General features: G+C 37.2%; 22 protein-coding genes and 1 pseudogene. 13 read left to right on the top strand and 10 right to left on the bottom strand.

Annotated features, from left to right (window positions below; genetic code table 11):
- Window positions 1-157: 157 nt before the first annotated feature.
- Window positions 158-1072 (top strand): AraC family transcriptional regulator, encoded by a 915-nt coding sequence (locus AB5443_RS04040; protein ID WP_277134952.1) that lies wholly within the window; start codon window positions 158-160, stop codon window positions 1070-1072.
- Window positions 1073-1259: 187 nt separating this feature from the next.
- On the opposite strand, the gene AB5443_RS04045 is transcribed toward AB5443_RS04040, so the two are convergent.
- Complete coding sequence (locus AB5443_RS04045) at window positions 1260-2480, bottom strand: site-specific integrase (RefSeq protein WP_277134953.1); 1221 nt, start codon at window positions 2478-2480, stop codon at window positions 1260-1262.
- Window positions 2481-3043: 563 nt separating this feature from the next.
- Between AB5443_RS04045 and AB5443_RS04050 the strand changes: the two genes are divergently transcribed.
- The 6 genes and pseudogenes from AB5443_RS04050 to AB5443_RS04075 all read left to right on the top strand — a co-directional run bounded on the left by AB5443_RS04050 (window position 3044) and on the right by AB5443_RS04075 (window position 11472).
- On the top strand, window positions 3044-3529 hold the full coding sequence (locus AB5443_RS04050; RefSeq protein ID WP_277134066.1) for a hypothetical protein: 486 nt from the start codon (window positions 3044-3046) through the stop codon (window positions 3527-3529).
- A 219-nt stretch (window positions 3530-3748) separates the two neighbouring features.
- Window positions 3749-3973, top strand: a pseudogene (locus AB5443_RS04055) (helix-turn-helix transcriptional regulator).
- A 25-nt stretch (window positions 3974-3998) separates the two neighbouring features.
- Entirely contained in the window at window positions 3999-4862 is an 864-nt protein-coding gene (locus AB5443_RS04060) for a DUF4007 family protein (RefSeq protein ID WP_277134064.1), read from the top strand.
- Complete coding sequence (locus AB5443_RS04065; protein WP_277134062.1) at window positions 4849-8076, top strand: hypothetical protein; 3228 nt, start codon at window positions 4849-4851, stop codon at window positions 8074-8076. Before AB5443_RS04060 ends, AB5443_RS04065 begins: the two co-directional genes overlap by 14 nt.
- Window positions 8073-9173, top strand: coding sequence for a phosphoadenosine phosphosulfate reductase (locus AB5443_RS04070; protein ID WP_087317859.1), 1101 nt, complete (start codon window positions 8073-8075; stop codon window positions 9171-9173). Before AB5443_RS04065 ends, AB5443_RS04070 begins: the two co-directional genes overlap by 4 nt.
- Before the next feature lie 13 nt (window positions 9174-9186).
- Complete coding sequence (locus AB5443_RS04075) at window positions 9187-11472, top strand: DUF262 domain-containing HNH endonuclease family protein (protein WP_277134059.1); 2286 nt, start codon at window positions 9187-9189, stop codon at window positions 11470-11472.
- A 136-nt stretch (window positions 11473-11608) separates the two neighbouring features.
- On the opposite strand, the gene AB5443_RS04080 is transcribed toward AB5443_RS04075, so the two are convergent.
- From AB5443_RS04080 to AB5443_RS04105, 6 genes are all read right to left on the bottom strand, one after another.
- Window positions 11609-12043: a Panacea domain-containing protein gene (locus AB5443_RS04080; protein WP_346348308.1), complete on the bottom strand. Its 435-nt coding sequence runs from the start codon at window positions 12041-12043 to the stop codon at window positions 11609-11611.
- A 9-nt stretch (window positions 12044-12052) separates the two neighbouring features.
- A complete protein-coding gene (locus AB5443_RS04085; RefSeq protein WP_277134057.1) occupies window positions 12053-12451 on the bottom strand; it encodes a hypothetical protein in 399 nt (132 codons plus the stop codon).
- A 288-nt stretch (window positions 12452-12739) separates the two neighbouring features.
- On the bottom strand, window positions 12740-14011 hold the full coding sequence (locus AB5443_RS04090; protein WP_277134055.1) for an ATP-binding protein: 1272 nt from the start codon (window positions 14009-14011) through the stop codon (window positions 12740-12742).
- Between the two features lie 112 nt (window positions 14012-14123).
- Complete coding sequence (locus AB5443_RS04095; RefSeq protein ID WP_277134053.1) at window positions 14124-14831, bottom strand: TIGR02757 family protein; 708 nt, start codon at window positions 14829-14831, stop codon at window positions 14124-14126.
- Between the two features lie 42 nt (window positions 14832-14873).
- The gene (locus AB5443_RS04100) at window positions 14874-16166 is read right to left on the bottom strand and encodes an MATE family efflux transporter (protein WP_277134051.1); all 1293 of its coding nucleotides are present in this window, start codon (window positions 16164-16166) and stop codon (window positions 14874-14876) included.
- A 464-nt stretch (window positions 16167-16630) separates the two neighbouring features.
- Window positions 16631-16855, bottom strand: a complete 225-nt coding sequence (locus AB5443_RS04105; protein WP_022137951.1) for a winged helix-turn-helix domain-containing protein — start codon at window positions 16853-16855, stop codon at window positions 16631-16633.
- A gap of 312 nt (window positions 16856-17167) precedes the next feature.
- Between AB5443_RS04105 and AB5443_RS04110 the strand changes: the two genes are divergently transcribed.
- Window positions 17168-18025: a GyrI-like domain-containing protein gene (locus AB5443_RS04110; RefSeq protein ID WP_044656377.1), complete on the top strand. Its 858-nt coding sequence runs from the start codon at window positions 17168-17170 to the stop codon at window positions 18023-18025.
- A gap of 127 nt (window positions 18026-18152) precedes the next feature.
- Here AB5443_RS04110 and AB5443_RS04115 read toward each other — a convergent pair whose 3' ends face one another.
- The 3 genes from AB5443_RS04115 to AB5443_RS04125 form a co-directional block, all read right to left on the bottom strand.
- Window positions 18153-18518 carry a VOC family protein gene (locus AB5443_RS04115; protein WP_277134048.1) on the bottom strand — a complete coding sequence of 122 codons (366 nt, stop codon included), beginning with the start codon at window positions 18516-18518 and terminating at the stop codon, window positions 18153-18155.
- 94 nt (window positions 18519-18612) lie between these two features.
- The gene (locus tag AB5443_RS04120; protein ID WP_277134046.1) at window positions 18613-19416 is read right to left on the bottom strand and encodes a helix-turn-helix domain-containing protein; all 804 of its coding nucleotides are present in this window, start codon (window positions 19414-19416) and stop codon (window positions 18613-18615) included.
- A 180-nt stretch (window positions 19417-19596) separates the two neighbouring features.
- Entirely contained in the window at window positions 19597-20466 is an 870-nt protein-coding gene (locus AB5443_RS04125) for a hypothetical protein (RefSeq protein WP_022137955.1), read from the bottom strand.
- A gap of 983 nt (window positions 20467-21449) precedes the next feature.
- On the opposite strand from AB5443_RS04125, the gene AB5443_RS04130 reads away from it, so the two are divergent.
- The 5 genes from AB5443_RS04130 (at window position 21450) to pncB (ending at window position 25889) form a co-directional block, all read left to right on the top strand.
- Window positions 21450-22229, top strand: a complete 780-nt coding sequence (locus AB5443_RS04130; protein ID WP_022137956.1) for an SDR family NAD(P)-dependent oxidoreductase — start codon at window positions 21450-21452, stop codon at window positions 22227-22229.
- Between the two features lie 343 nt (window positions 22230-22572).
- Window positions 22573-23187: a TetR/AcrR family transcriptional regulator gene (locus AB5443_RS04135; protein WP_277134043.1), complete on the top strand. Its 615-nt coding sequence runs from the start codon at window positions 22573-22575 to the stop codon at window positions 23185-23187.
- Window positions 23184-23909: a hypothetical protein gene (locus tag AB5443_RS04140; protein ID WP_277134041.1), complete on the top strand. Its 726-nt coding sequence runs from the start codon at window positions 23184-23186 to the stop codon at window positions 23907-23909. Before AB5443_RS04135 ends, AB5443_RS04140 begins: the two co-directional genes overlap by 4 nt.
- Before the next feature lie 187 nt (window positions 23910-24096).
- Window positions 24097-24627 carry a hypothetical protein gene (locus AB5443_RS04145; RefSeq protein ID WP_073344596.1) on the top strand — a complete coding sequence of 177 codons (531 nt, stop codon included), beginning with the start codon at window positions 24097-24099 and terminating at the stop codon, window positions 24625-24627.
- Between the two features lie 95 nt (window positions 24628-24722).
- On the top strand, window positions 24723-25889 hold the full coding sequence (gene pncB / locus AB5443_RS04150) for a nicotinate phosphoribosyltransferase (RefSeq protein ID WP_277134037.1): 1167 nt from the start codon (window positions 24723-24725) through the stop codon (window positions 25887-25889).

Genomic DNA, 25889 nt, shown 5'->3' on the forward strand with positions numbered 1-25889 from the left:
GCACCCATATAACGTTTCAGTATCATGATAAAATGAATCATAGCAAACAAAACAGAAAATAATATTCTGATATATAATTCATTAAAAATACAGATACTGAAACAATTGTGAAACAAACAGATAGGTAACAGACCAAACAATCAAAACAGTTATTGCCATGGAAACAAAACTTATGAAAAGCGAATTGCTGTACATCGAAGAACACCTGTCATGCCAAAACTACATGACAACGATTGAAACCGGATTCAAGTATCTTGAGTTCAATAAGAACACAGAATTTGAGGAAGACACTACAAGTAAGAATTATCTTCTATTCTTCCTGAAAGGTGATTTCACCATAACTTGCAACCAGTTCCACAACAGACTGTTTCATGCCGGAGAGATGATACTCATCCCACGTTCTTCCCGGCTGAAGGGAATTGGAGAAAACGGTTCAAGCCTGCTCTCCATGTTTTTCGATATACCCGAAGGAAACTGTGACAAGCTCATATTGCAATCTTTATCAGACGTTTGCGACAACATTGAATATGACTTTTCACCGATTAGAATACACTACCCGCTGGCACCATTCCTCGAAGTGTTAACCCACTGTATCAAGAACGGGATGAGTTGTGCTCACCTGCACACCCTGATGCAACGGGAATTCTTCTTTCTCCTGCGCGGATTTTATGAAAAGCGGGAGATTGCAACCCTGCTTCATCCTATCATCGGAAAAGAAATGGACTTCAAGGATTTTGTCATGCGCAACCATACCAAAGTGGATAATATAGAACAGCTCATCTCACTATCGAACCTGGGAAGAAGCCGCTTCTTTTCCAAATTCAACGAGGTGTTCGGAATGACTGCCAAACAATGGATGCTGAAACAAAAGAACCAAAGGATACTCGAAAAAATGACCGAACCGGGAGTATGTATAAAAGACGCCGTTGAAGAATTGGGATTTGATTCGCAGAGTAACTTCAACCGTCACTGCAAACTATATTTCGGATGTACCGCCAAACAGTTAATGGAACGCTGCCAGACTGAAAACAGCCCTATTTATGAGGATAACCACGCGACGTGTACAAAATGAATAAAAAAATGTACTTTATGACAATTTATATTATAAAAAAATAAGCTTACTTTGCAGCGTGAAATAGTTCAAAACAACAAAGAGATTTTAATATAATCTCTATTACGGAATAGATTACAATACCGCAAAGATAAATAAAAATATTATATCTTCTAATTTTCAACGGATTATATTACAAATTTTCATTTCACTTGGATAAATTTGTAACCATGCTGTTCACCTGATTAAGCATGGATACATCGAAATCTTTCAAATAGACGCGTGTCATTTCTTCCGAAGTGTGCCCTAGTCCGGCACTAATCACAGAAATTGGTGCTCCATAGTCACGGGCAAGGGTAGCCCAGGTATGGCGTGCCGTGTATGTCGTTAACGGTACTTTAATATCAGCTACAACAGCGATTTTCTTCAAATGGCGATTGATACGCCCTAACGCCAGACGGTATTTTTGGTATCCCGAAGCATATTCACCGCTGATGATCGGAAAAAGATACTCATTTTCCGTCTTGTATTTATCCATCAAGCCCTGCATCTGCGGAGTCACCGCTATGCGAATCAACTGTTTCGACTTATGACGGGAATAAGTCAGCACACCATTGCAAATATCGCTCTTCCTCAAAAGGACAATATCAACAAAAGCCATTCCCTGCGCATAAAAGCTGAACAGATACAGATCGCGGGCAAACTCCAGTTCAGGTTCATTCTCCAAATTCAAGTCCGCCAGATTCTGCATATCCGTCCGTGACAAAGCACGTTTCATCGTTTTCGCCGGGCGGGTCTGTACCTTCGCAAACGGATATTCGCCACGAGGATGATAACCGTCCGTTACCGCCTGGTTATACAAAGAGCGCAAATTGCGCAGATAATAGCTTACCGTATTTCCAGAAGAGCCGTTACTATACAGGAAATCCTCGTATCTCCTAACGAACGCCAAATCAACCTCTGACATCCGCACATCAGGGCGACCTATAAATTTTGCCAACGACGAACGGGTGCTCTTGTAGGCCGCAGCCATCCCCACTTTCTTCAGTTCCTGCTTACGCTCAATCTGCGCATTGATATATCGCAATAAATAAAACTGTGGTTTTCCTGTACCAAAAGCATTTTGAGCCAGAATATCCTCCACTGTAAATTCTTCCCTTGTCCGCTCAAGCTGCCTGATCCGTGTATCAATCCGATTCCGCATCTTCCGTAACTCGCGGTTCATTTTCACGACCTCTGTAGCCGTAAAAGTAGAACTTACTCCATTCATAATCTTCCCTTCCAGCTCGTCAAACACCTCCTCTTTCACCCGGTAGCCTGTATACAGTAACTTTTTTCTCCGATTGTGGATCACCTGAAATACTAAAGGATAACTGCCATTATTCAATATCCTGCTCTTATTCAGCATAAGTTTCACTGATGTTATCATATCTTGCTTTTTTTGTTTGAGACGTAAAAGTACGAAGTTCACCTTACTTATCAGAACTATTTTTCCGCCTGTTACGCAAGAAACAAGAAATGGAATAAAAAGTTTTTCCACTTTAAGAATAGTTATCTGATAAATATAGTTAAAATACACGTTCTAGCAATTAGTATATTTTTATTACATATTTCCAATATACATACGCATAAATTAGATATGTATACCATTTATGATATTTCATTACATAATATAAAGATTACCGCTATTCTTCCTTTTGAAAAATCAGAATATTAGGCATAGCTTTGCACTATGGATTTTAGGGAGCTGTCCGTTCCTTTAAAAGTAAGAGGTCATTCCTCGGTGTGCAACGGGTCGTTCCTTTTAAAGGAACGGCCCGTTGGTTTTAAAGGAAAAACCGGCATTTGTAACCATTTGAATTTCAACTTCTTACCGAATTAGAATTCCGTCCCCGTAACCCATGGGATTTTTTCCAACAAACACGGCGGAATCTGCCGCACGAAGCGGCAATCAGTATACAACAAATTTCAACAATTCAAAATTCAAATCCCATGGTTACAGTCACGTTTGCCATCAAGCCATATCTGGCGAGGTATATGTATGTCCGGTACGGACAAAGTTTAGAACTTCTATCGCATAACAATCCACCGTCAAGGCTCCCCATCCCAATCCACCTCTCCCACCTCACTCCCATTTATCACTTCTTACATCAATTATCCGTTCCTCATCCACAAGGCGTCTCCTGGAAAGAGACTGGAAATATCACTTTTGTTCTTCCCAGCCCAAGACAGGGCAAGAATCCGGAAGTTTATAATTATTTCGGTCAGGACAGTATCTTTATTATTGAAAAGGAAATTGAGGTGGAAATGAAAGCGGAGCTTTATTCGTTTCTGTTGGAAAATAAGTTCAAAAATGGGGTGATGTATATAAAGTCGATGCATGAGTTTGTGGTAAAGTATGATATGGCGGAGTCGGTGGAAGAGGAAAGTTTGATGAGAGGGTTTCAGAGGTGGAGAAAGAAAATGAAAGTAGAATAAAAATAATATTATTTATCAGTATATCAAAATATAATTAACAATCAATTTTTAATCCAGACTAAACATTACTACTATAGAATGTGTTTTACTAAAAAGTAATATCAAAACTAATTACCACAAATGCTAATCAAGAACCTCATACCCAAATAAATTGAGGCACTTTATGCTTTAAGGTGAAAACAAATCATTATATTTGCATGCAGATAAATATTTTGAATAATGTCAGATGTAAATCGCATAAAAATAGTGATTGTTGAAAAAATATACCAATAAATGGCTTTCGGAACAATTGGGAATGAATCCTTCTACTATCCAAAGTGGTGTACTAACACTGCGCAGCCCGACATAGAAACATTAATCAAAATATCAAAACTATTAAATGTTGAGTTGCAAAAATTACTAAACAAAAAACATATAGATTCTGTGAAAGTTTTAACGAAATAATTAATATGATAAATAATAGAATTATATGGCTTTAAAATATACATTCTCAGGACATGAATCATTTCCTTGCAAGTCTTTATGGCTAAAAAAGGGCTATGATTTTGTAATACAAGAAAAAGATTTCAATTCGCCTAATGCTGTTGTAGATTTAGGGGTTGGTAAAAATATGGTATCTTCTATAAAGTACTGGCTTAAAGTGTTTGGGATATATGATAATAATGGAATGACACAATTGGGAGAATATCTTTTTAATGATGAGCATGGCCGTGATCGTTTTTTAGAAGATTTAGCATCATTATGGCTGCTCCATTTTACCCTTATATTTTCGGGGGAAGCATCATTATATCAAATGTTTTTTATAGATTTCCAAAGAGAACGTAAACAATTTGAGAGAAACCAAGTTGTGGATAGTATTCAAAGAAGATTGAGAGAAGAAGGCAAGGAGAACTTCTTTAACTCAAACACAGTTAAAAAGGATGTTGGTGTTCTTTTACAAAACTATTGTTTACCACGTAAGAATTCATATACTAATGAAGATTTCTCATCTTTGTTGATAGATCTTGATTTAATTAGGCATAAAGAGAATAAAGAAGATAAAAAAGAATATTTTTTTAATATTGAGGGTAAAAGACAAGTAGCACCTGAAATATTCTTTTATGGCTTACTACAGATGAAAGGAGAGGACAATACAATTCCGTATGATGTTCTCCAAACATTGGGATTGATATTTTGTATGACAGATTTAGAAACTATTGAAATGTTGAAACTCATATCTGAAAGATATTCCAATTATGTAACTTATAGTGATGTAGCAGGCATTCGACAAATGCAGTTCACAAACGAAATTGAACCATTTACGGTATTAAATGATTATTATGAAAACATTTAAATTATCAGCCAACATAGAGAACAGTTCTTTTGAAAAGGAACAATATATAGTAACACCTAATACTCAAAGAGCCGTTCAAAGCATAATAAATGATTTCCAATCTGGCATTCATGCTTTTACAATTATAGGTTCTTACGGAACAGGGAAATCAAGCTTTTTGCTTGCTTTTGAAGCGGACCTAGATAAGAACAATAAACAAAAGAGATTGTTTAATCCACATAATCTTTCTTTCACAAAAGATTATGAGATTCTAAACATAGTAGGTGATTATACTGAATTATCAACATTACTTCGAAGAAAATTAAGAATAGAAGGACATGACAATAGTATTCTTGATGAGTTGAAAGAATACCATAACAAGCTTAAAGCACAAAATAAGTTTCTTTTGATTGCCATAGACGAATTCGGTAAAGTTTTGGAACATGCAGCCAAAAATAATCCAGAACAAGAATTATACTTTATGCAAAAATTTGCAGAATTCGTCAATGTTCAGTCTAACCAAATACTTTTATTGACCACCCTCCATCAGAATTTTAGTTCGTATGCAAAAGAATTAACAGAAACACAGAAAAATGAGTGGACAAAAGTAAAAGGACGTTTTAAAGAAATTACTTTTGTTGAACCAATAGAGCAAATCTTATATCTTGCATCGAAACAAATTCAAGAAAGAAAAGAAATAACAATTGGAAGTAACACTGATAAATTGTATAATTTAGCAAAGGAAACAGGGTTTATATCAAATTCTATTTCTAACGTAACAGCTCGACAATTATATCCATTAGATATGTTTTCGGCTTACTCCATAACATCTGCAATAACAAGATATGGACAGAATGAACGGTCATTATTCACATTCCTTTTTTCTAAAGGAGTTAATTCATTTTTAGACTTTATACCTCATAATAATTCTACATTTAATTTGCAAAATGTATACGACTATATTGTGTATAATTTTTATTCATATCTAAAAGATGCAAATGCCGATTCAATGTCTTGGAGCTCTATGCAAGTATCCATAGAGCGTGTTGAGGGATTAGATTGGGAATCTAAAAATCAAATGCAGGATGCTATAGCTATAATTAAAGCTATAGGACTTTTAAACCTATATAGTATCGCCAGTTTTAAATTGACACAAAAACAAATGGCAGAATACGCTTATTGGGCGATGAATATACCTAATGCAGAACTTATAATTAACAAACTAATTCAGTTTAAAATTATCAGGTATGCTAGTTATAAGCAAAGACTTATGCTATTTCAAGGCACAGATATGGACCTAGAAGCAGAAATAGATAAAGCTGGAGTTGTCGTTTCAAGGCCTATTGTGTTTATTGATGACCTAAATTTGTTCTTCAACAAACGAATTTCACCAGTAAAAGCCCATTATTATCATCGAGGAACACCTCGTTTTTTTGATTATGAGATTCTTGAGGAGCCATTAGATATTGTACCAACCGGAGACACAGACGGTTATATAGAACTAATTTTTTCTTCAAAGAAAAATGCTCTGGAACAGATTATGAAATTTAGTGCGGAGAATAAACATGCATTAATATTTGCATTTTTCAATAATACGGACGAAATATTAGACCACCTACATAATATCAGAAAGTATCAATATATTCTTGATAAAGTGCTCATTGATAAAGGAGATCAAGTAGCTGTAAATGAAATTACAAAGTTGAAAGAGTATGAAGAGATATTATTGAATAAAGCCATAAGTGACAATTTATTTGCCTATAAAAATCGTGTAACATGGATTTTCAAAGGGGAAAAACAGAAAGTCAATTCTCACAGGGATTTTAATGTTTTGCTTTCTACTGTTTGTGATAAAGTATATAGCGAAACACCCATAATGAACAATGAGCTTTTTAATAAACAAAAGTTAAGTGGAACAATCTCTGCAGCTCGTAAGAATTTCCTACGAGCACTTATCGAACATAGTACAGAAATTAATTTGGGATTTGATGCAGACAAATATCCCCCAGAGAAAACCATCTATTTCTCACTGTTAAAAAATACAGGGCTTCATGTAAATGGAGAATTTTCGGATGTTCCCAGTGATCCCAATTTTATGTCACTTTGGACTGCTAGTGAGAATTTCTTGCAAACCTCTGTGCATAAGGCTAGAAAAATATCAGAACTTATCAAAATATTATCTTCTCAACCTTATAAGTTAAAGCAAGGATTTATCGATTTCTGGGTCCCCACGTATCTTTTCATAAAAAGACAGGATTACGCTCTATATAGTATTTCTATGGGAGCATATATGCCTAATGTAAATATAGAGTTTTTTGAATTGCTTCAAAAACATCCTTCCGATTTTGAGATAAAAGCTTTTGCTGTAGATGGAGTAAAATTAAGTTTTTTCAACCAGTATCGACGTTTTGTCAATCTTGGTGACGAATTTAATATTAAGAGCGATAAGTTTATTGAAACAATAAAACCATTTTTATTCTTCTATAAGCAGTTGAACGATTATTCAAAATATACTCGCAAATTCGCCCACCAGTCAACTATAAGGTTCAGAGACATTCTAGCAACAGCTAAAGATCCAGAAAAAGCATTCTTTGAAGATTTGCCAGAAGCATTGGGATACGATAGTTCTTCTTTGAAACAAAAAAATTTCATTGAAGAATACGGAAATATTATTCAAAAAGCAATTCGAGAATTACGTTCTTGTTATACTCAGTTATTAGATAGAATAGAAGAAAGATTGGTAGATAGTTTGGGATTACAGTCTTATGAGTATAATGAATATGTATCGGAGATACAGAAAAAGCTACGTGGTGTTAAAGTCTATTTACTGACAGAAAAGCAAAAGGAATTTTATCATCATGTTATGACTGAATATGAAAATAGAACACTTTGGTATCAATCTATTTGTTACACTGTCTTAGAGCATCGATTGGATTCTTTACGAGATGAACAAGAAGATAAATTGGTTGATGATTTAATTTATCTGTTCCGTGAATGTGAAAAATATGCTGATATTTCTCGTAAGACTGATGATATAAACAAAGATGAAGCATACTCATTTGATATGGTTACAAACAGAGGGATAAATTTACGAACGCAAACTTATATTTTACCAGAAAAAGATAAATTGCGTGCTGTGAAACTTGAAGAAAAAATAAATCAGATTTTATCTGGTGATAATAATATTGATGTATGTACACTTCTTGCTGTACTAAATAAAAAAATAAACAAATGAAAATTAGACATATATTAGGCATATCGGGCGGGAAGGACAGTGCTGCTCTTGCAATTTACTTAAAACAAAAGTATCCCAACCTGAATATTGAATACTACAATTCAGATACAGGATGTGAATTGGCAGAGACTGATGCCCTTATAGATAAATTGGAAGCTTATTTGGGAAAGATAAAAAAACTAAAAGCTGCAGAGGGAAGTCCGGAACCTACACCATTTCATCATTTCTTAAAAGCGATGGGTGGCTTTTTACCTTCTCCACAATCGCGTTGGTGCACAAAGAAAATGAAACTCGAAAAACTTGAAGAATTTGTAGGAAATGATTTAGCCATTTCTTATGTAGGTATTCGCGGTGACGAAAACAGAGATGGTTTTATCTCTAATAATCCTAATATTCAAGCAATATTTCCCTTTAGAAAAAATATTTGGAGTATTGATGTCGTTAACAAGTTTCTACATAAGGAGAATTTAGACCAAATAGTGTCTATCTATGAAAGACTTTGTCCTGATGGATTTCTAAAAAAAGAAATCATAGAAACTGTCAAAAGACCAATAACCAAACAGTTCTATTATTCAAAGAAAATGAATACTCTACTTGATTATGATACAAAATTATTTAATCATGCAGTATTTGAATTTTTGAAAACAACGGAATATCCTGTAGGTAAATTGGAAGATTTTCCTCTTCTTGATAATACAGATATTCTAGTAAAAGAGGACATTTTTAAACTCTTACGAGATAGTGGAGTGGGTGTTCCAGCCTATTACGAAGAAATTCCATTTGAGGTAGATGGTGAGAAAGGTACTTATTGCCGTAGCCGTTCTGGGTGTTACTTCTGTTTCTTTCAACAAAAAATAGAATGGATTTGGCTTTATGAACAACATCCTGACTTATACAAACAAGCAATGGAATTTGAAAAAGATGGATATACCTGGAATCAGAATGAAAGTCTTGCAGACTTAATAAAACCAGAACGTATCCGCCAAATAAAACTTGATATAATCAGACGTCAACAGGAAAATAAGGGGAATAATAAAGGAACAACCCTTGTTGATATTCTTGGCGACGATATTATGTGTACGAATTGTTTTATCTAAAAACTATACGAATATGGCAGTGTTAAATATAGAAAAATCATTTCTGACAGAAAATAGAAGTGTTTTGGATTTCCTAAATCAATCAGGACAAGGATTGTATATTCCATTATATCAACGAGATTATAGTTGGGATAGTGATAACATAGAACAACTGTTGGAAGATTTAACTAGAGGAATACAAAGAATAGCTTCAAGAGAAGTAACTGATGATAATAAAGAAATTCGCTTCCTTGGTACTATTATAACAGTAGTTGAACCTAATAGAAACCATATCTATCCAGTTGAAATACAAGCTGTCCCATCAAGAATAGAAAAATTGATTGATGGTCAACAACGAGTTTCTACAATTGCATTGATGGCAACATTATTGACAAAACGATTAACGGAAATAAAGAATAAAGTAAAATCAAATAATTCTATATATGAACAGGTTAATGAGATTTGCAGTATTTGGATTGATCAAAAGTTGTTACCTGTATTTAGTTTTGATTTAGGTCGTGGTACACCAAGGTTAAAGCCTAAAATCATTCGTGGTGCAAAAGATTATTGGACGAGAGCCAATGATGTTGATGACGCTTATAAATCAGAACTTTCGAATTATCTAGGTCATTTTATCAAAGCATATTCAGATAAAACATCTTTTCCTTGTTTATCAAAAGAGAAGTATGGAAACACATTATTGTATCAAAATGGTAGAAGGATTGAATCATGGTTGAAAAAAGTTGTGTCTGTTGCTCATGAAGATAATAATGATGAATTTGCAACGGCTGAAAATATTCTTGAAAATTTTTCACAAGATTTACTTTGGGAATTTGAACGTCCTGATCTGGTACAAATCATTAAAAGCAAAGATTTTACAGATAAAAAAACAAATTCATATATACTTTGCGAATTGGTACAAACTCTTTCTGTATGTCATTATTTGCTGGATAGATGTTGTTTTACTATAATTCAACCCACTGATGACGATTGGGCCTTTGATATGTTTCAATCCTTAAATGCTACAGGTACGCCTCTTACTGCTATTGAAACATTTAAGCCAACTGTTGTAAACACTGTGGATGGTGAAACTGAACGTCAGTTTAAAGATTCCGAGAGTGATAAATCTTTTAAAAAAGTAGAGAATTTTCTATCTGATGCAACAACGGCCCAACAAAAGAATAAACGCACAAATGATTATTTAACATCGTTTTTCGTAGCTTATGATGGTAGAACAATGTCTACACACTTCAGTTATCAACGAAAGGTATTAAACAATGCTTATTCTTCTTTGAGCACACTTGAAGAAAAAGAACTTTTCGTTCAGAAGATGGGGAACTATGCTGTATTTTATCAAAATTGGTTGAAATATGACGGCAAAGATCATACATTATTCCCTGCTATTGATTCTTCTGTGGATGCTGATTTAGCTTCAATGCTTATTCTATTCTTGAAAGCATCAAATCATAAAATGGCGATTACAATGCTTGCAAGTATGTATAGTAATGTATTGAAAGAAGTTCCAAATTCAGTTGAATCCTTTATTAATCTTGTAAAAACGGTTGCTGCATATTATTTATTATGGCGATCTGCATTCTCTAATTCTGGCTTAGACTCCACATATCGAGATTTTTTTAAACAAAACAAGAATGTTTCTGTTGAGAAAGTTAAGGAGTATGTAAAAGAGATAATGGTGAAAAAAGATATTGCAACAATAGATGCATGGAAAAACAAAGCTAAAAACTATCTGAAGTATGATACTACAGGTAAAGATGTTATCCGTTTGGCTCTTTTGATTGCTGCACATGATACTATTCCAGATGAAATAAATAGAGGACTGATGACCATTGGACGTGAAGGGAGCTCCAAATACTTATGTGTAGAGAAATGGATTTCAAGTGATTTAAAAACTATTGAGCATATTGCACCGCAGACGAATAAAAATAGAATGTGGAATGAGGATTTGTACACTCCTCAAATAGAATCTTATCAAGCTATTGGTAATCTAACACTACTTCCACAAGATTTAAATTCATCAGCTGGGAATAAAGGTTGGAAGGAAAAACTTTTATATTATCAAAGCGTAGCAGAAACAAACCCATTAAAAATCAGCAATATAGAAAATAAAGCAGCAGAATTAGAAATTGAACTCAATACAGCAACAATAAATCTATTGAAAAGCTGCAATTTCAATAAACATCTTGCCTCAATATCTTCATTAACACCAGATGATACTTGGAATAAAGATTTAGTAGATAGAAGATCTGATGTAATTCTTAATATAATTTGGAGCAGAGCTTCACAATGGATATTTGATTAGGAAGGATAGTATTCTAATTGAGACTTTCTATAATATTGTGTAAATGTAAAACTTCAGGACTTAAATTATAAGTTACCAGTAAGTACCCGTATAAAATTGTAATTCTATATTATACGGGTACTAAAGGGTGCTTACATTACAACTGACTCAAATCAAACGCATAACTATAATCAATCAAGCTATGCTGTTTTTCATTTTGGCGCCACGCTTCCTCAGCATGACTCATTTCTGAAATTTCATTAGCCTTACTCTTCTCAAAATGAGCTAATACACATTGTAAAACCTCTAATTTTTCAATTGTAAATAAAGACTGTTCAAATTGCTCAACAGTTGTAATTATACTTCCAGAATAACCATTTCCCCAATTTATGATTTCCTTTTTTAATCCGTCCAAGTTCTCATATATAGTACTATAACGTACAGGAACAGGTCCATAACTTATAGCTTGGTATTGTAACCCGCTAATACCTTTACCATATTTCTTATAGGAAAGAAAATCAGAATAAAATAATAATTTATTTAGTTTTGTTTCAAAAACTCCTTGTAATGCAGATGCAAAAAAGACAATAATCTGCTTAACCTACTCGAGAATGACAAAAGCATACCCATTCATACTTGAACGTAAAGACAAATGGTTGTGAAATATAAATTCATTTATTTTATTCTCAAAACAGGAATTATTTAATAACAGTTCCTTTACCCTTTTTTCAATTTTAAGTATCTCATCATTGGGAAACTGATTTTGAGCAAGTTTCAGAATTTCCAAAAAGAAATGAGAATCTTTCAAATCTGAAATCATTTTTCCATTAGACACACTAGGCATCTCTCCTTCTTCGTATTTTCTATATTGGTTATCTCCGAAACCTAAAAGTTTAGACATACGAAGTGCAGATATACCATATAATTCCCGAACCCTTTTTATTTCATCTGGAAATGGTATTGCATATTTCTGACGATACAAATTATAAACTTGATTCATATTCAGTTGATCAAGTTCAGTTGTAGTAAACTCTTCATTTGTATCCTTACATCTATAAAAATGATATACTATCTCAAAATTGTCTTTTCGAAATTCAAATGATTGTTTTTCATGACACAATCACAATACAGCGTCACCACCTGTAAACGGACTTTTCATAACTTCTACTTTTTATTTTTGAAAGGATATTCTATTTTTCTCTCTGCCAAATGAAAGGAGACACAGATTGGAGAATTTGCTCCATTACCCATTAATTTTGTATCGACTCTTCCGAATATAATCGATTATTTATAAAATTTCATTCAAATTCCAAACCTGAATATGTCGTATTCCCTCTTTAGAGGGGAGCTGTATCTCATCTAAAGAAACAACATATTTCTCATAATTATCATTTATTGATAGTAAAGGTGAATATTCACGTTCTATTGTTTGTTCCGTTTCCAACATATAAGTGGTCTGAAGATATATAACTCTATCGTCCTTCATCGCAACAAAGTCAACTTCTTTATCACGAATAGAACCCACATATACAGAATATCCCGACTGACGAAGCTCCAAATATACTGCATTCTCCAGCAAATACCCCACACCATAAGAAAATCCCGGATAGAGAAAATTCTTAAAGGACAAATCATTCAGATAATACTTACAATTACCAGCTACTACATCTTTCCCTTTTATATTATACCGTTCTGTTCTATATGCTAAAAAAGCCTCTTCTATATAACCTAAATAATTAGATAATGTGTCATAACTTACTCTCCGATTTTTAGACTTAAAGAAATTAATCAGATTTTGGACAGAAAATAAGTTTGATGCATTATTAACCAAATAAATAAAAGTATCATCCAGTAGTTTCACATCACGGACAGGTTTACGTTTTACGATATCACGCAATAAAACAGTATCTTTCACTGAAGCAACATATTGTTTCTGAGATTCTATCGTAGGCAGATTATACAATTCGGGCAGACCACCTTTCTGCAAATAAGCCAAATAAGATAACCGACCAGCATCTTGTTTTGTCAACTGCAAATATTCAGAATAACTATAAGGGAAAATATGAAATTCAACATATCGCCCTGACAAAAGAGTAGCAAGCTCACTAGAAAGCATTTTAGAATTCGAACCGCTAATAAACAACTCACATTCTTCAATAAAATCCTGCGAATGAGAATTCACAAACTTTTCCCATCCTTCCACATTTTGAATTTCATCGAAAAACAAATAGACCTTTCCTTGAGGAGCCAGCCTTTCTCGATAAATACGATATAGATTCTCTAGCTCCTTATAATTTTCGATGAAATCAAACTCTAAATACTCCTTATTTATATATAGAATATTATTAGGATTTATCCCCCGTTCTGTAATCAACTTTGAAGCTATTTGTCTGAGAATATAGCTCTTTCCAGAACGTCGTTGTCCTACAAGTACCTTTACCAAACTATTTCCTACAAAAGTATAAATCTTATCTATATAAGATTTCCTTTCTAATCCTAATTGATAGGTATTTCCCTTCCAAAGATTATACTTTTCTAAAGCCTTCCATTTTTCGTCCATAACCGAATCTTTCCCACAAAGATAGCATTTTTTCGATTATAATCGAAAAAAGATAAAGTAAAAACGTTTTTTCCGATTATAACCAAAAATTCTGATTCTATCAAGCTATGCATTAAATCTCCCCATTCACCCCTAATCCGAACAAGGCAAAATCGCCCAAACATGGATCATCTGGGAAGACCTCTGCCAATGCTGCCGTTATCTGCCGGGCATTTTTCAGAGAGAAGGTTTCTGTATCCGTCAACTTGAAATAATGGGCTACCCGACAGACATGTGTATCCAAAGGTACAATCAGTTCTTTGCGATCAAAGCTTTTCCAAATTCCAAAATCAACGGCCGAATCCCGGCGAATCATCCAACGCAAAAACATATTGAGTTTCTTTTGAGGACTTTTAGCGGATACTTCAAGGAATGAGCACAACTTTTCCATCGGTATTCCTGAGTACGCATTCAAGGCTTCTTCCAGACTTTCAAACTGTGTATAGGCTGCATATAATCGCCGGAAATATCCATAAAAGTCGGCATATGACAGCATACGATAAAAGCTATTAGTGTCCCCCGAAGGAAAATCGACCTCCCACTGACGGGACAGCACATACTGATAAGGCGAATCCCCCATTAGTCTGTGCAACTCGTCCGCTTTCTTCAATATCTGTTTGCGATTGCCGAAACTCATAATTGCGGTCAGCAAGCCACTGACTTCAATATCCTGTTTCAGCGAATAGCGATGAGGGAATTGCACTGGGTCGCTTGTTATAAAGTCTGCGCAATGGTAAATCTCCGCACACATCAAAAGTTTATTCTTTATATCTTCAGTCATTTTGAGAATGTATCTAGCATTGAAAGTGCAAAAGTACATATTCTAGCCGGATTTCTTCCTTAAGTAGATAACGGATTGTATTCCCAAGAGAATGACAAACAGGTATTCTGCTGTCATATACACAGTCAGGGAAGCATGGAAATATTCACTTAGCAGATATAGGTAAATCAGATACACCAGGATAGTGATTAACTGAAAGACGAATGCAAGCCGTGTCTTTCCCGTACCCGTTACAGCATTGATATAAACATATCCGGGCAATGCAAATGTATAATTCAACAACATGACTATAAAAGGACAGAAGGCCAGTTTTACCAAATAATCATTATTCGTATAGAATCCGATAATCCATTGATTGCCCCAAAGAGCTAGAACTATCAGTGGAAGTCCCACGGCATAGCCCAATTTAAGAACTTTACGGCAAACGGGGAAAAGTTCTTTCTCCTGCCCCGCCCCAATCAGATTGCTGACTAATGAACCGGTAGTGGATGCAAAAGAGTTGACTATCACAAAGAAAACGGTAGAAACGCTACGGGTAATATTGGAGATAGCAAGCTCTGTCTTTCCCAAATGTTCGACAGCTACGAAGAACAGGAACCAGGGAGCAACGCTGATAAAGGCATGGAGCATGCTCCAAACAGAAAGTCTTAATAATTTCATTAATAACTTCCTGTCGTAGACTATTTTTAATCCATATTTCACTTTGTCTATCTTCGTCCACATATATAATAGAAGCATGACAAAGGCTCCAAGCTCTGCTAAAGAAGAAGCCATAGCTGCTCCTGATATACCCAAATCCAATTTGAAAATTAGTAAATAGTTAAAAGGAATGTTGATGCAGATAGCTGTAATAGCTGCTACGGATAACGCTCTGGTGTTTGTTATCCCTACCAGAAAGGAGCGTAAAGCTAAAAAAGGAAATGAGAACAACAGTCCGAAGCTACGCCAGTCCAGATACTGAATCACTGCCCGATAGATTTCATCGGAAGTAATCAACTGTCGCAGGATTAAGGGAGAGGCAAAGTGAAGCAGCAGGCAAAGGATGATTGCCAACCCTGACAGAAAATATAATCCTTGAAAAAAGGTACGCCCTGCCTCTTTATACTGCTGTTCTCCGTTTCTACGGGCAATCATCACCTGCATCCCGATACTGAATCCGAAGCCCGACATATAAACGGCCAAATAATAGATTCCGGCAAGTGCGGACGCTCCGAGTTCGACTTCTCCCACATGCCCCAGAAAGATAGCATCGGTGATATTGATTAATTGTTCCATGAGTATGCTCATCATCACAGGAAAGTTGATAAGCCATATTTGCTTATATGTATAATTCATCGCTCAACTTAAAAATAACACGATACGGCATACCACATTCCCATAGCAGTACACAGTTTCGTAAGTTTATAAAAATGGATATAAAACTCTTTGGCAGGCGGAAAGTTGCCTGCCGGATAGCTGAACAGCCTTATTAAAAAAGTATGCTGTTCGTTGAGCGCAGCTATATACAGAGTTTCATAAATAGATGAATACTGTTGGTTTATCAATCAATTACGCTACAAAGATAATAAATCTTACTTTATATCACAATGTGGTATGGCATTAGTAGATGATTTATAGTAAGAAAAACAGCAACATTGTTCCATAGCTATTATACAATAAAAGAGTCACTCAATAACAGAGCGACTCTTTTAAATATAAAAACTCTTCAGATTCAAATTCAACTTATAATACTTTGTACCGATATTTCCTTACTTATAAGTTTATGAAAACCCGAAGACATTTACTCACAAAATCAGCAGTTATCCAAAATTAAATGGAAAAGCGCTTTCATCGGATAAGGCTATCAATCCATTTTTTCGCTGGATACAAATTTTGTTCTCCCGTGCCAGCCAACCGGCGGCTAATGCTGTACTTTCAACGCTCAGGTTTAATCTTCTTGCCAATTCAGGTATCGAAATTTCACCAATTTCTTTCAGGGCACACCAAATCTTTCCGGCATTCTTCCCTACAATTGTTTTATCCATGGCTATTTTTATTAATAATTCGGTTCTAATATAGTGATTTTAATAATAGATTGTAACATAAAAAGGGTTTTTATTTTAGGTTTTGACATTATTTAAAACATCAAAACATTTTTCACTCCCAACGGTTAAATATCCGGTCAATTTTCACACTATAACACCACAGAAAAGCACAAAAAGTATCAAGATAAATTCTCAAAACAGAACAAATGGGAAAAGGAATAAGAAATAGAAAATCTGCATTTTAGCAATATCGGACAAGTTAGTTCCCTTTTTTACCAATACCTTTGCGAAGTGAAATACCAAAAACAAGTTATGCAACAGAAAAAGACAACGAAAGAGGAGTATCAGAAATGTGTGAATGTCGTGATAGATTATATCAACCGGCATTTGGGAGAAGAGATTGATTTAAAATCTCTGGCCAGAATTTCAAACTTTTCTCCTTTTTACTTTCACCGGATAATGAAAGCATTTCTCGGTGAGCCGGTTGGCACGTTTATTGTCCGGACGCGGACGGAAGCTGCCGCACGTTTACTCCGTTACTCGGATATTCCGATTGCCGATATCGCCTATCGCATCGGATATTCATCTCCCTCTTCATTGTCGAAAGTGTTCAGACAGTTTTATGGCATTTCACCTTTAGAATATCGAAACAATAAAAACTTTGTAATTATGAAACCAGCGATTATCAGGCCAGACCTGGAACTGACAAGTGAGATTAAGAATGTACCCGAACGGAATGTGATTTATATCCGCCTGTCAGGAGACTACAAACTGAACGACTACTGCGGAACATGGATGCGTTTATTCCAGTTTATCCAGGAGCACAAGCTGCCGATGGGGGACTTCAGCCCGCTCTGTATCTATCACGACGATCCGAAAGTGACACCTGCCGACAAACTCCGTACAGATGTATGTATGGTCGTGCCGGCAAAAGTGACTCCCAAAAGTGACATCGGATTCAAAGTAATCCCTGCCGGACGTTATGCCATCTTCCTTTACAAAGGTTCGTACGACAATCTGCAAGCCGTATATGATACGATTTATGCGAAATACCTTCCTGAAATGGAATGTACATTGCGTGACGAGGCCAGTGCCGAACGCTATCTGAACAATCCCCGTGATACAGCTCCCGAAGAGTTGCTGACGGAGATTTATATTCCGGTGGAATAAAACGAAATAAGAAGTATAAAATGCAGGTGTACCGTTTTGTCACAGTACACCTGCACTAACTCAGCTCATTTCCATTCCTGACGAATGGCAATTACTCCGTACAAATAATCTTCCTCTCTTTTATCTGTTATTTGTCGGCATAGAGCCCCACTCGATTCCCTTCGCTATCGGCAAACAGGGCAAACCATCCTCTGCCTTCCACTTCTATTTTCGTTTTGGGAATCACGACTTTTCCACCTTTCTGAAGAACCTTATCCAATGTCCGGACAATATCTTCACAATGAAAAGAGATAATCACCCCTTTCTCCGAAGGAAGATAGTCCGGTGCGTAGAAAATAGATCCGACCGTTTCCCCCTCTTCGATGAAACACGCCATTTTCTCTGTTTCACATTCAGAAACCGGAAGTTGCACATCCAACACCGTTTCGTAGAAATCAACAGCCCGGAGAAAATCAACAGAAGGAATTTCAAAAAATGCAATAAACTTTTTCATTTTGTTTCTTTTTATGGTTACTACTAAGCCTTTGCAAAGACACTGCAAAAGTAGGGCAACCCGCCAAGCCCTGATAGGAAAAAAGGGACATCTTCTAAATTTCGGAGAAATAATCGGAATAAGGAGCACAAACAGAAAGATATTCGACAGGCGTATAGCCTGAAAAAAGCTTGAACTCCTTTATCATATGAGACTGGTCGGAGAACCCGCACTCATAGGCAAGCCGGGCGAAAGGGACAGACGGATTCCGTTGCAACAGGAATAACGCGCGCTGCATACGTACGATACGGATAAACTCCTTGGGAGTTGTCCCCACATAATCGGCAAAAATCCGACCGAACTGCTTGCTGCTCAGACAAGCCGCTTCGGACAACTGCGAAATTTGAATCTGTGGCTGACTGTTGATTTCCTGAAAGACAGCGGACATCCTCTTTAAATTATACTCGGAAAAAGAATATAAGCGACGGAGAAAGAATTGTTCTATCAGACGGATACAAGCCGTATTGTCGGGAGTATCAGCAACCTGCTTCGACAAATCCGAGAGTCCGGTGTCTTCCACCTCATCCATAGGTACATTCCGCCCGTGAAACAAGTTGACGGGAATGTGAAGCAGTACCTTTGCCGCATAAGGCTGAAAGACAACCGTTATCATCTCTATCCTGCCCGTAGACACCACATCGGAAAAGCCGACCGACTGCCCGCAAACAAACGATTGCGGTTGCAACCGTGATTCGTTCTGCAAAAGAAGCCGCTTGCCTTTGTGAAACACAAGCTGGATGCAACCAACAGGCAGCGTCCGTTCGGAAACGGGGGCCGTCGCATCATCCTGCAATATCCAGTAATGCCGGATATAAGGAGCCAATACGGAAACAGGGGTTACAATTTGGAATGATTGCATACGACAGACTTTCTATTTTTTAAGTTACAACCGTTTTTTCAAGTTGCAACCGCAAAAGTAGAAAATTTGCCGGATAATGTATTGTAAAAACGGGACATTCTCTTATATAGGATATAAATATTATTAACAATAACTCCCGCTATCATGCCAATAGTGGCAGGATAGCAGGAAGCTGTTTCTTTAGATAACAGAAAGACCGTATTCGTAGGCATCGGACATTGAGTTGTAATCCGCATCCGAGTAAGCACCTTTGTCCCTTGCTTTCTGCATATCTTTCATAAACGATTCTACGGAAGAAAGGAAACTGTGATAATTCTTCAGTTCTTCATCATATCCGGTGACGGCAGGAAGCTTCTTTGCGGCTTCCAGTTCCTTTTTCAATTCTGCCATTTTCACGTCAATCCGTATGCCGTCCATCGCATGTTTACGGGAATAGAGATTCATTATACTTTGCACAGTGCCCGACATCTTACGCATAGCCATGATTTGGTCTTTCAGCGGCTCGTCAGCCAGAAGTTCCTTTTCCGCCTGTTCCGTCAGAGGGCTTAGAATATCAAAAATCACTTGTTTATATTCGGACATTGCTACACTAAGCTGATAGTTCTCTTCCAAAAGTTTGGCAGCTTTCGCAGTCTCTTTTGATTGACGGTAGGAAAGGAATTTATCAAAATTGGCATAGAACTGTGCCCGTGTGGTAAACAAGCCTTTGTAATTCTGCTTCAGGTTCTGACGAACTTCCTCATTAAAATAAGCACCCGGATTCATCAGTTCCGCAGTATCCCTTGCAGAAACTTCCGGCGGTGCGATTGGAGCAACTTCGGGAACTTTTCCGTTTTGTTCCATATATCCCAACACAGCATTCACATCTTTCGCATTGGCTACATGTCTCAACACAATGAGAGACGTATGATAATAGTTTATCACCTTACTGGCATCATCCAACTCTTCGGGAGTGACCGTGGACGTAGCCTGTTTTTTGCTTCCACCCGAGCAGGAAACCAATAAGAAAGCACCTACGAGTGCTCCCAAAAACAAGATTCTTTTCTTCATAATGTTCAGTTTATTAAGTCTTTCGTACTATAACAATAAAAATCGTTTTTTGTTATAGACAAACAATGCATATCGGATAAGTGCTTTAAAACTATATGCAGCAGAAAAGTCTAAGATGTTGTTGACGATAATTAAGGAATAAACAATCATCGACGTATAAAAACAAAAAATGGCTACTCATCACGAGCAACCAATCTTTTGTTAACCTTAAATCTAATACTTATGAAAAAAACACATTACAAAGGTACTATCTTTCGGGTAAATAGCAAATTTCAGAGTAAAATAAGGGCATATTATAACACGGTTTAATACTCTCCGATTCACGTTAACAATTCAGACTTTTCACGTTAACATTTAACATATTCGTTCACAATCATAATTCAAAGAAACAACATGTTCCTCCCATCCGGTATCATTTGTTTTTTTTCAACCCGTCTCAACGGATGCATTGACTGTTATGCCATCAAAGGCAATTATAATACTGCGGCATATAATATGGAGAAGCATGATAAAAATTCCCCTTTACTTATCGGACATTTGTCTGAAGATGATGTAGTGAAAGAACGGGAGATGAAAAGTCTGCGGGATAATCAATGTTCATTGTTTTAAGATTCTGTATCTATTTCCAAACGTACAGGCATAAAAAAAGGCTATCTATCCCAGACAGCCAATCTTTTGTTAACCTTAAATCTAATACTATGAAAAACACATTGCAAAGATACGGACTTTCTGCATATCTCCAAATTTTCAGGGCAAAGCAGCCTATCTTATAACATGGTTTAATAGAATCGGGAGCGCATTAACAAATAAGCGACCTGGCATTAACATTTAACAGTTTTCTTAAATAATCAGGGCGAAAAACTGAACGAGATGCAAAAGTTTTCGAATCGGGTGTCCTCTCGTATTAAAGAGAGTTTACGCAGTCTAACAAATTCTTCCGCCATCTGTTTATAACTGAAGGTAACCATCAAATTTCCCAATATATGAACAGATTCGATAATAAAGTAGTAGTCATCACCGGTGCCGCCGGTGGTATTGGCGAAGCAACCACGCGCCGCATTGTCTCTGAAGGCGGCAAAGTAGTCATCGCCGATTATTCTGAAAAAAGAGCCGAACAGCTTGCCGCCGAACTCACTCATGCAGGAGCAGACGTACGCCACGTCTATTTCTCCGCTACCGAACTTCAAAGTTGCAAAGAGTTAATTGATTTTTCCATGAATGAATATGGAAGAATAGATGTACTGATTAATAACGTAGGCGGAACCGACCCCAAACGTGACCTGAATATTGAAAAGCTGGATATCAACTATTTCGATGAGGCTTTCCACTTGAATCTTTGCTGTACGATGTATCTGTCCCAACAGGTCATTCCCATTATGACAACCAACGGCGGTGGAAACATTGTCAACGTAGCTTCGATAAGCGGACTGACCGCCGATGCCAACGGCACGTTATACGGAGCCAGTAAAGCGGGGGTTATCAACCTGACGAAATATATCGCCACCCAAATGGGAAAGAAAAATATCCGTTGCAATGCCGTAGCTCCGGGACTGGTTCTTACCCCCGCCGCCTTAAACAATCTGAACGAAGATGTCCGTAATATATTCCTCGGCCAATGTGCTACACCATATCTAGGAGAACCCGAAGATGTTGCTGCAACAATCGCGTTCCTGGCGTCGAATGACGCACGTTATATCACCGGCCAAACAATTGTCGTAGACGGTGGACTGACTGTCCATAACCCGACGGTGGAGTTATCATAATGAATAAGCATCTTATTCACTGCAAATAAGACGTTCATTCGCATGGATTATTTTCTCCGTTGCCTATTCAGTTTTCGTTCAACAACTGTTGAACGAAAACTGAATTGCAGGTCGAACAAATAATTTATGAAGCCTGATTTCTTAGACAATGCATTGCCACAAATTAATCATCGCATCTCAATTATTACGTCACATTACCGGGCGTATGACTCCACCCTACCACCGATAATTCATCGTTCTTTTCCTAATTCAGAGCAACCGCCTCAAAAAAACTCTTTTCCCTCTCCATGTTACCGATAGGAAACATATCTTTGTGACCAACCAGTAACAAGACTATAAAAATATGGAAAAAGAGATTACCAAAAACAGGCAGGCAACGGAACTTACCCTGATTAAAGCCGTCAATGACATCATCGAAGAAAGCGGTTTCGAGGGATTGGGCATCAATGCAATAGCCGCCAAAGCGAAAGTATCCAAAATGCTTATCTACCGCTATTTCAATTCATTGGATGGATTGATAGCAGCCTATATCCGGCAAAACGACTATTGGATTAACTTCAATGAAGAATTACCGGACAAGGAACATTTATCTGAGTTTATCAAGCAAATATTCAAAAGACAAATCATTCAACTACGAGAAAGTTATACTTTGAAACGGTTATATCGCTGGGAGCTCTCAACAGATAACAAATTCGTGAAAGAGCTACGCGACAAGCGGGAAGAAAAAGGACTTTGGCTGATAGAAGCCGTCAGCAAGCTTTCAAAGCATCCGCAAAAGGAAACTGCCGCCGTAGCTTCCATTATCACAGCGGCTATCAGCTATCTGGCACTACTCGAAGAAAACTGCCAAGTATATAACGGACTCAAGATACAACAAGAAACCGGTTGGGAACAACTGGAAGAAGGGATTAACTTATTAGTAGACCTTTGGCTACAAAAAACAACTTTAACGAAATGAATAAAATGACGATTATGGGATTATGGTTCCTCTCCCTATTGATTAATAGCGGATGCAACCGGGAATTAATAGAGTACAACACCGATGACCTCAAAATATCTATCGAAAAGGGTGAGGAATGGATGCATGACTTTCCGCTCTTCTTAGGTATCAATAAGAAGAATCCGCCACAAATTGCCATTTGGATGGAAGATACGGAAGGACATTATTTGTCCACTATTTATGTGACGCATAAAATAGCTACCCAATCCTGGCAAGCATCCGGCGGAAACCGCAGAAAAGAAGCCTTGCCGCATTGGTGTCACCAAAGAGGCGTTCAATATGAGGACGGGCTGTATCTTCCGACAAAAGAATCTCCATTCACCGACGGAATCAGCGGTGCAACCCCAAAAGGCAGTTTTGATGTACGGATAACGCCTGTTGGTAAAACAAAGAGGTTCATAGTCAAAGCAGAAATCAATCATTCTACGGATTTCAATGACGCATATCCGAAATCCGCCAAAGAAGGTGACGTCCATTATTCCGGCGGAAAAGAAGGAAGCGGGCAACCGGCCCTTGTCTATGCAGCAGAGGTAGATTTAACTTCCAATGAGAAAGTTTTTGCCGCCAAGTTAATCGGACATAGCAGTCCGGACGGAAGCAACGGAGATATAACAGAAGATACTTCTTCGCTCACAACTGCATTACATATTGTCAAAAGCATAACGATATATATCCGATAACAGGATTACATATATCATCAAAATTAAACTTTGCCATGCCACACTTGTGCTATCCCGTTGGCACAGTTGTGCCATGCCTATGTCACTGTTGTGACAGCACGTTGGCACTGTTGTGACAATGGGTTGGCACAAGCATGGCGTTTAGCGGTATCCGGACAGCATTATATTAATCTATCATTATACCATTATGAAAAAGTCTACATTCATCTTTATCCTATTATCCTTCATCGCAATATACGCTGACGGGCAGACAGTTCACAAGCATTTTTCTTATACTGCATCTATCGGAACAGGAGTCTCCATGAGCCAACCTTCCTGCACGCCTTTCATCGGACAAGTTATTGCCCATTATCACATCAACCAACGGTTTACTATCGGTGCAGGCAGCGGCTTGTCCGTCTATGAGAAAGTGCTTGTCCCGCTATATGCCAACGTACAGTTCTTCATCACCCAGCCCAGGAAGCTGACTCCTTATCTGGAATGTAATATCGGTGGCTCATTCGCTGCCGCCAAAGAAGCAAACGGCGGATTTTATCTCTCGCCTTCCATAGGAACACAACTAAAGCTTACGCAAAAACTGAAAATGAATTTTGCGTTAGGATATGAAATACAGAAGTTGGAACGGCTGAAGGAACATACGGATGAATATTTCCATACCAAGTTCAAGGAAAAATTATCTCATCATACTATCACTTTCAAAGTCGGACTAACTTATTAGAAAACATTAAAAGAAAGAAATATCAGCAATCAAGCGGTAGTTTTGTTCAACAAATACTAACTTTACAACGTTATCAATAATAAAGAACGAACGGCATGATTGTTAGAACGCTACTGGATACAGACCTCTATAAGTTTACCACATCGTACGCTTATATCAAACTATTTCCCTATGCAATGGGGAAGTTCAGCTTCCATGATAGAAATGAGACTGAATATACTGAAGAATTTCTGGAGACACTTAAATATGAAATTGATAAGCTAAGCCGATTGAGACTTACAGAAGAAGAACTGGAATATATGACACGGAATTGCCGGTTCCTTCCGAGAGTTTATTGGGAATGGCTGTCATCTTTCCGCTTTCATCCTGATAAAATCAAAATGTATTTGGATGAGGCGCATCATCTTCACATCGAAGTCAGTGATTTTCTCTATAAAGCTACCCTGTATGAAGTTCCTTTGCTTGCCATTGTATCCGAAATAAAGAACCAGTTCTTCGGCAATGTAGCCGATACGGACGAAATCTTATGCAAATTATCGGAGAAAGTGGAACTGTCCAATCAACATCAGTTACGTTTCTCGGAGTTCGGTACGCGGCGGAGATTCTCTGTCCATGTGCAGGAAACGGTTATCGGAAAATTAAAAGAAACGGCGAAGTATTGCACAGGCACTTCCAACTGCTATTTCGCAATGAAGTACGACATGAAAATGATGGGTACTCATCCGCACGAGTGGTTCATGTTTCATGGAGCGCAATTCGGATATAAACATGCCAATTATATGGCGCTCGAAAACTGGGTGAATGTCTATGACGGCGATTTGGGAATTGCCTTATCCGATACTTATACTTCCGGTATCTTCCTCAGCAATCTCAGCCGCAAACAGGCGAAACTGTTTGACGGTGTCCGCTGCGATTCCGGTAATGAGTTCGATTTTATTGATAGTTTGGTATCCCGTTACAAAGAACTGGGAATTGACGCGACCACCAAGACTATCGTTTTCAGCAATGCCCTCGATTTCATAAAAGCACTGGAGATTCAGGAATATTGCAAGAACAAAATCCGTTGTTCCTTCGGCATCGGGACAAATCTCACTAATGACACCGGATTCGAGCCTTCGAACATTGTCATGAAGCTGACACAATGCAAAATGAATGTCAATCAAGAATGGCGGGAATGTATCAAATTATCTGACGACGAAGGCAAACATACCGGTAGTCCGGAAGAAGTACAGGCATGTTTGCATGAATTGAGACTGAATTAG

The organism is Bacteroides sp. RTP21281st1_H5_RTP21281_210402 (genome assembly GCF_040918965.1).
Lineage (GTDB): Bacteria > Bacteroidota > Bacteroidia > Bacteroidales > Bacteroidaceae > Bacteroides > Bacteroides congonensis.

Excerpts from the sequence above, each read along its gene's own strand:
- AB5443_RS04135 (WP_277134043.1), top strand. The coding sequence starts at position 22,573 with ATGGAAAAAGAGATTACCAAAAACAGGCAGGCAACGGAACTTACCCTG.
- AB5443_RS04145 (WP_073344596.1), top strand. The coding sequence starts at position 24,097 with ATGAAAAAGTCTACATTCATCTTTATCCTATTATCCTTCATCGCAATA.
- pncB (WP_277134037.1), top strand. The coding sequence starts at position 24,723 with ATGATTGTTAGAACGCTACTGGATACAGACCTCTATAAGTTTACCACA.
- AB5443_RS04090 (WP_277134055.1), bottom strand. The coding sequence starts at position 14,011 with ATGGACGAAAAATGGAAGGCTTTAGAAAAGTATAATCTTTGGAAGGGA.
- AB5443_RS04045 (WP_277134953.1), bottom strand. The coding sequence starts at position 2,480 with ATGATAACATCAGTGAAACTTATGCTGAATAAGAGCAGGATATTGAAT.
- AB5443_RS04085 (WP_277134057.1), bottom strand. The coding sequence starts at position 12,451 with ATGAATCAAGTTTATAATTTGTATCGTCAGAAATATGCAATACCATTT.
- AB5443_RS04050 (WP_277134066.1), top strand. The coding sequence starts at position 3,044 with ATGGTTACAGTCACGTTTGCCATCAAGCCATATCTGGCGAGGTATATG.
- AB5443_RS04060 (WP_277134064.1), top strand. The coding sequence starts at position 3,999 with ATGGCTTTAAAATATACATTCTCAGGACATGAATCATTTCCTTGCAAG.
- AB5443_RS04120 (WP_277134046.1), bottom strand. The coding sequence starts at position 19,416 with ATGCAATCATTCCAAATTGTAACCCCTGTTTCCGTATTGGCTCCTTAT.
- AB5443_RS04140 (WP_277134041.1), top strand. The coding sequence starts at position 23,184 with ATGAATAAAATGACGATTATGGGATTATGGTTCCTCTCCCTATTGATT.
- AB5443_RS04095 (WP_277134053.1), bottom strand. The coding sequence starts at position 14,831 with ATGACTGAAGATATAAAGAATAAACTTTTGATGTGTGCGGAGATTTAC.
- AB5443_RS04110 (WP_044656377.1), top strand. The coding sequence starts at position 17,168 with ATGCAACAGAAAAAGACAACGAAAGAGGAGTATCAGAAATGTGTGAAT.
- AB5443_RS04065 (WP_277134062.1), top strand. The coding sequence starts at position 4,849 with ATGAAAACATTTAAATTATCAGCCAACATAGAGAACAGTTCTTTTGAA.
- AB5443_RS04040 (WP_277134952.1), top strand. The coding sequence starts at position 158 with ATGGAAACAAAACTTATGAAAAGCGAATTGCTGTACATCGAAGAACAC.
- AB5443_RS04130 (WP_022137956.1), top strand. The coding sequence starts at position 21,450 with ATGAACAGATTCGATAATAAAGTAGTAGTCATCACCGGTGCCGCCGGT.
- AB5443_RS04125 (WP_022137955.1), bottom strand. The coding sequence starts at position 20,466 with ATGAAGAAAAGAATCTTGTTTTTGGGAGCACTCGTAGGTGCTTTCTTA.
- AB5443_RS04105 (WP_022137951.1), bottom strand. The coding sequence starts at position 16,855 with ATGGATAAAACAATTGTAGGGAAGAATGCCGGAAAGATTTGGTGTGCC.
- AB5443_RS04100 (WP_277134051.1), bottom strand. The coding sequence starts at position 16,166 with ATGAATTATACATATAAGCAAATATGGCTTATCAACTTTCCTGTGATG.
- AB5443_RS04070 (WP_087317859.1), top strand. The coding sequence starts at position 8,073 with ATGAAAATTAGACATATATTAGGCATATCGGGCGGGAAGGACAGTGCT.
- AB5443_RS04115 (WP_277134048.1), bottom strand. The coding sequence starts at position 18,518 with ATGAAAAAGTTTATTGCATTTTTTGAAATTCCTTCTGTTGATTTTCTC.
- AB5443_RS04075 (WP_277134059.1), top strand. The coding sequence starts at position 9,187 with ATGGCAGTGTTAAATATAGAAAAATCATTTCTGACAGAAAATAGAAGT.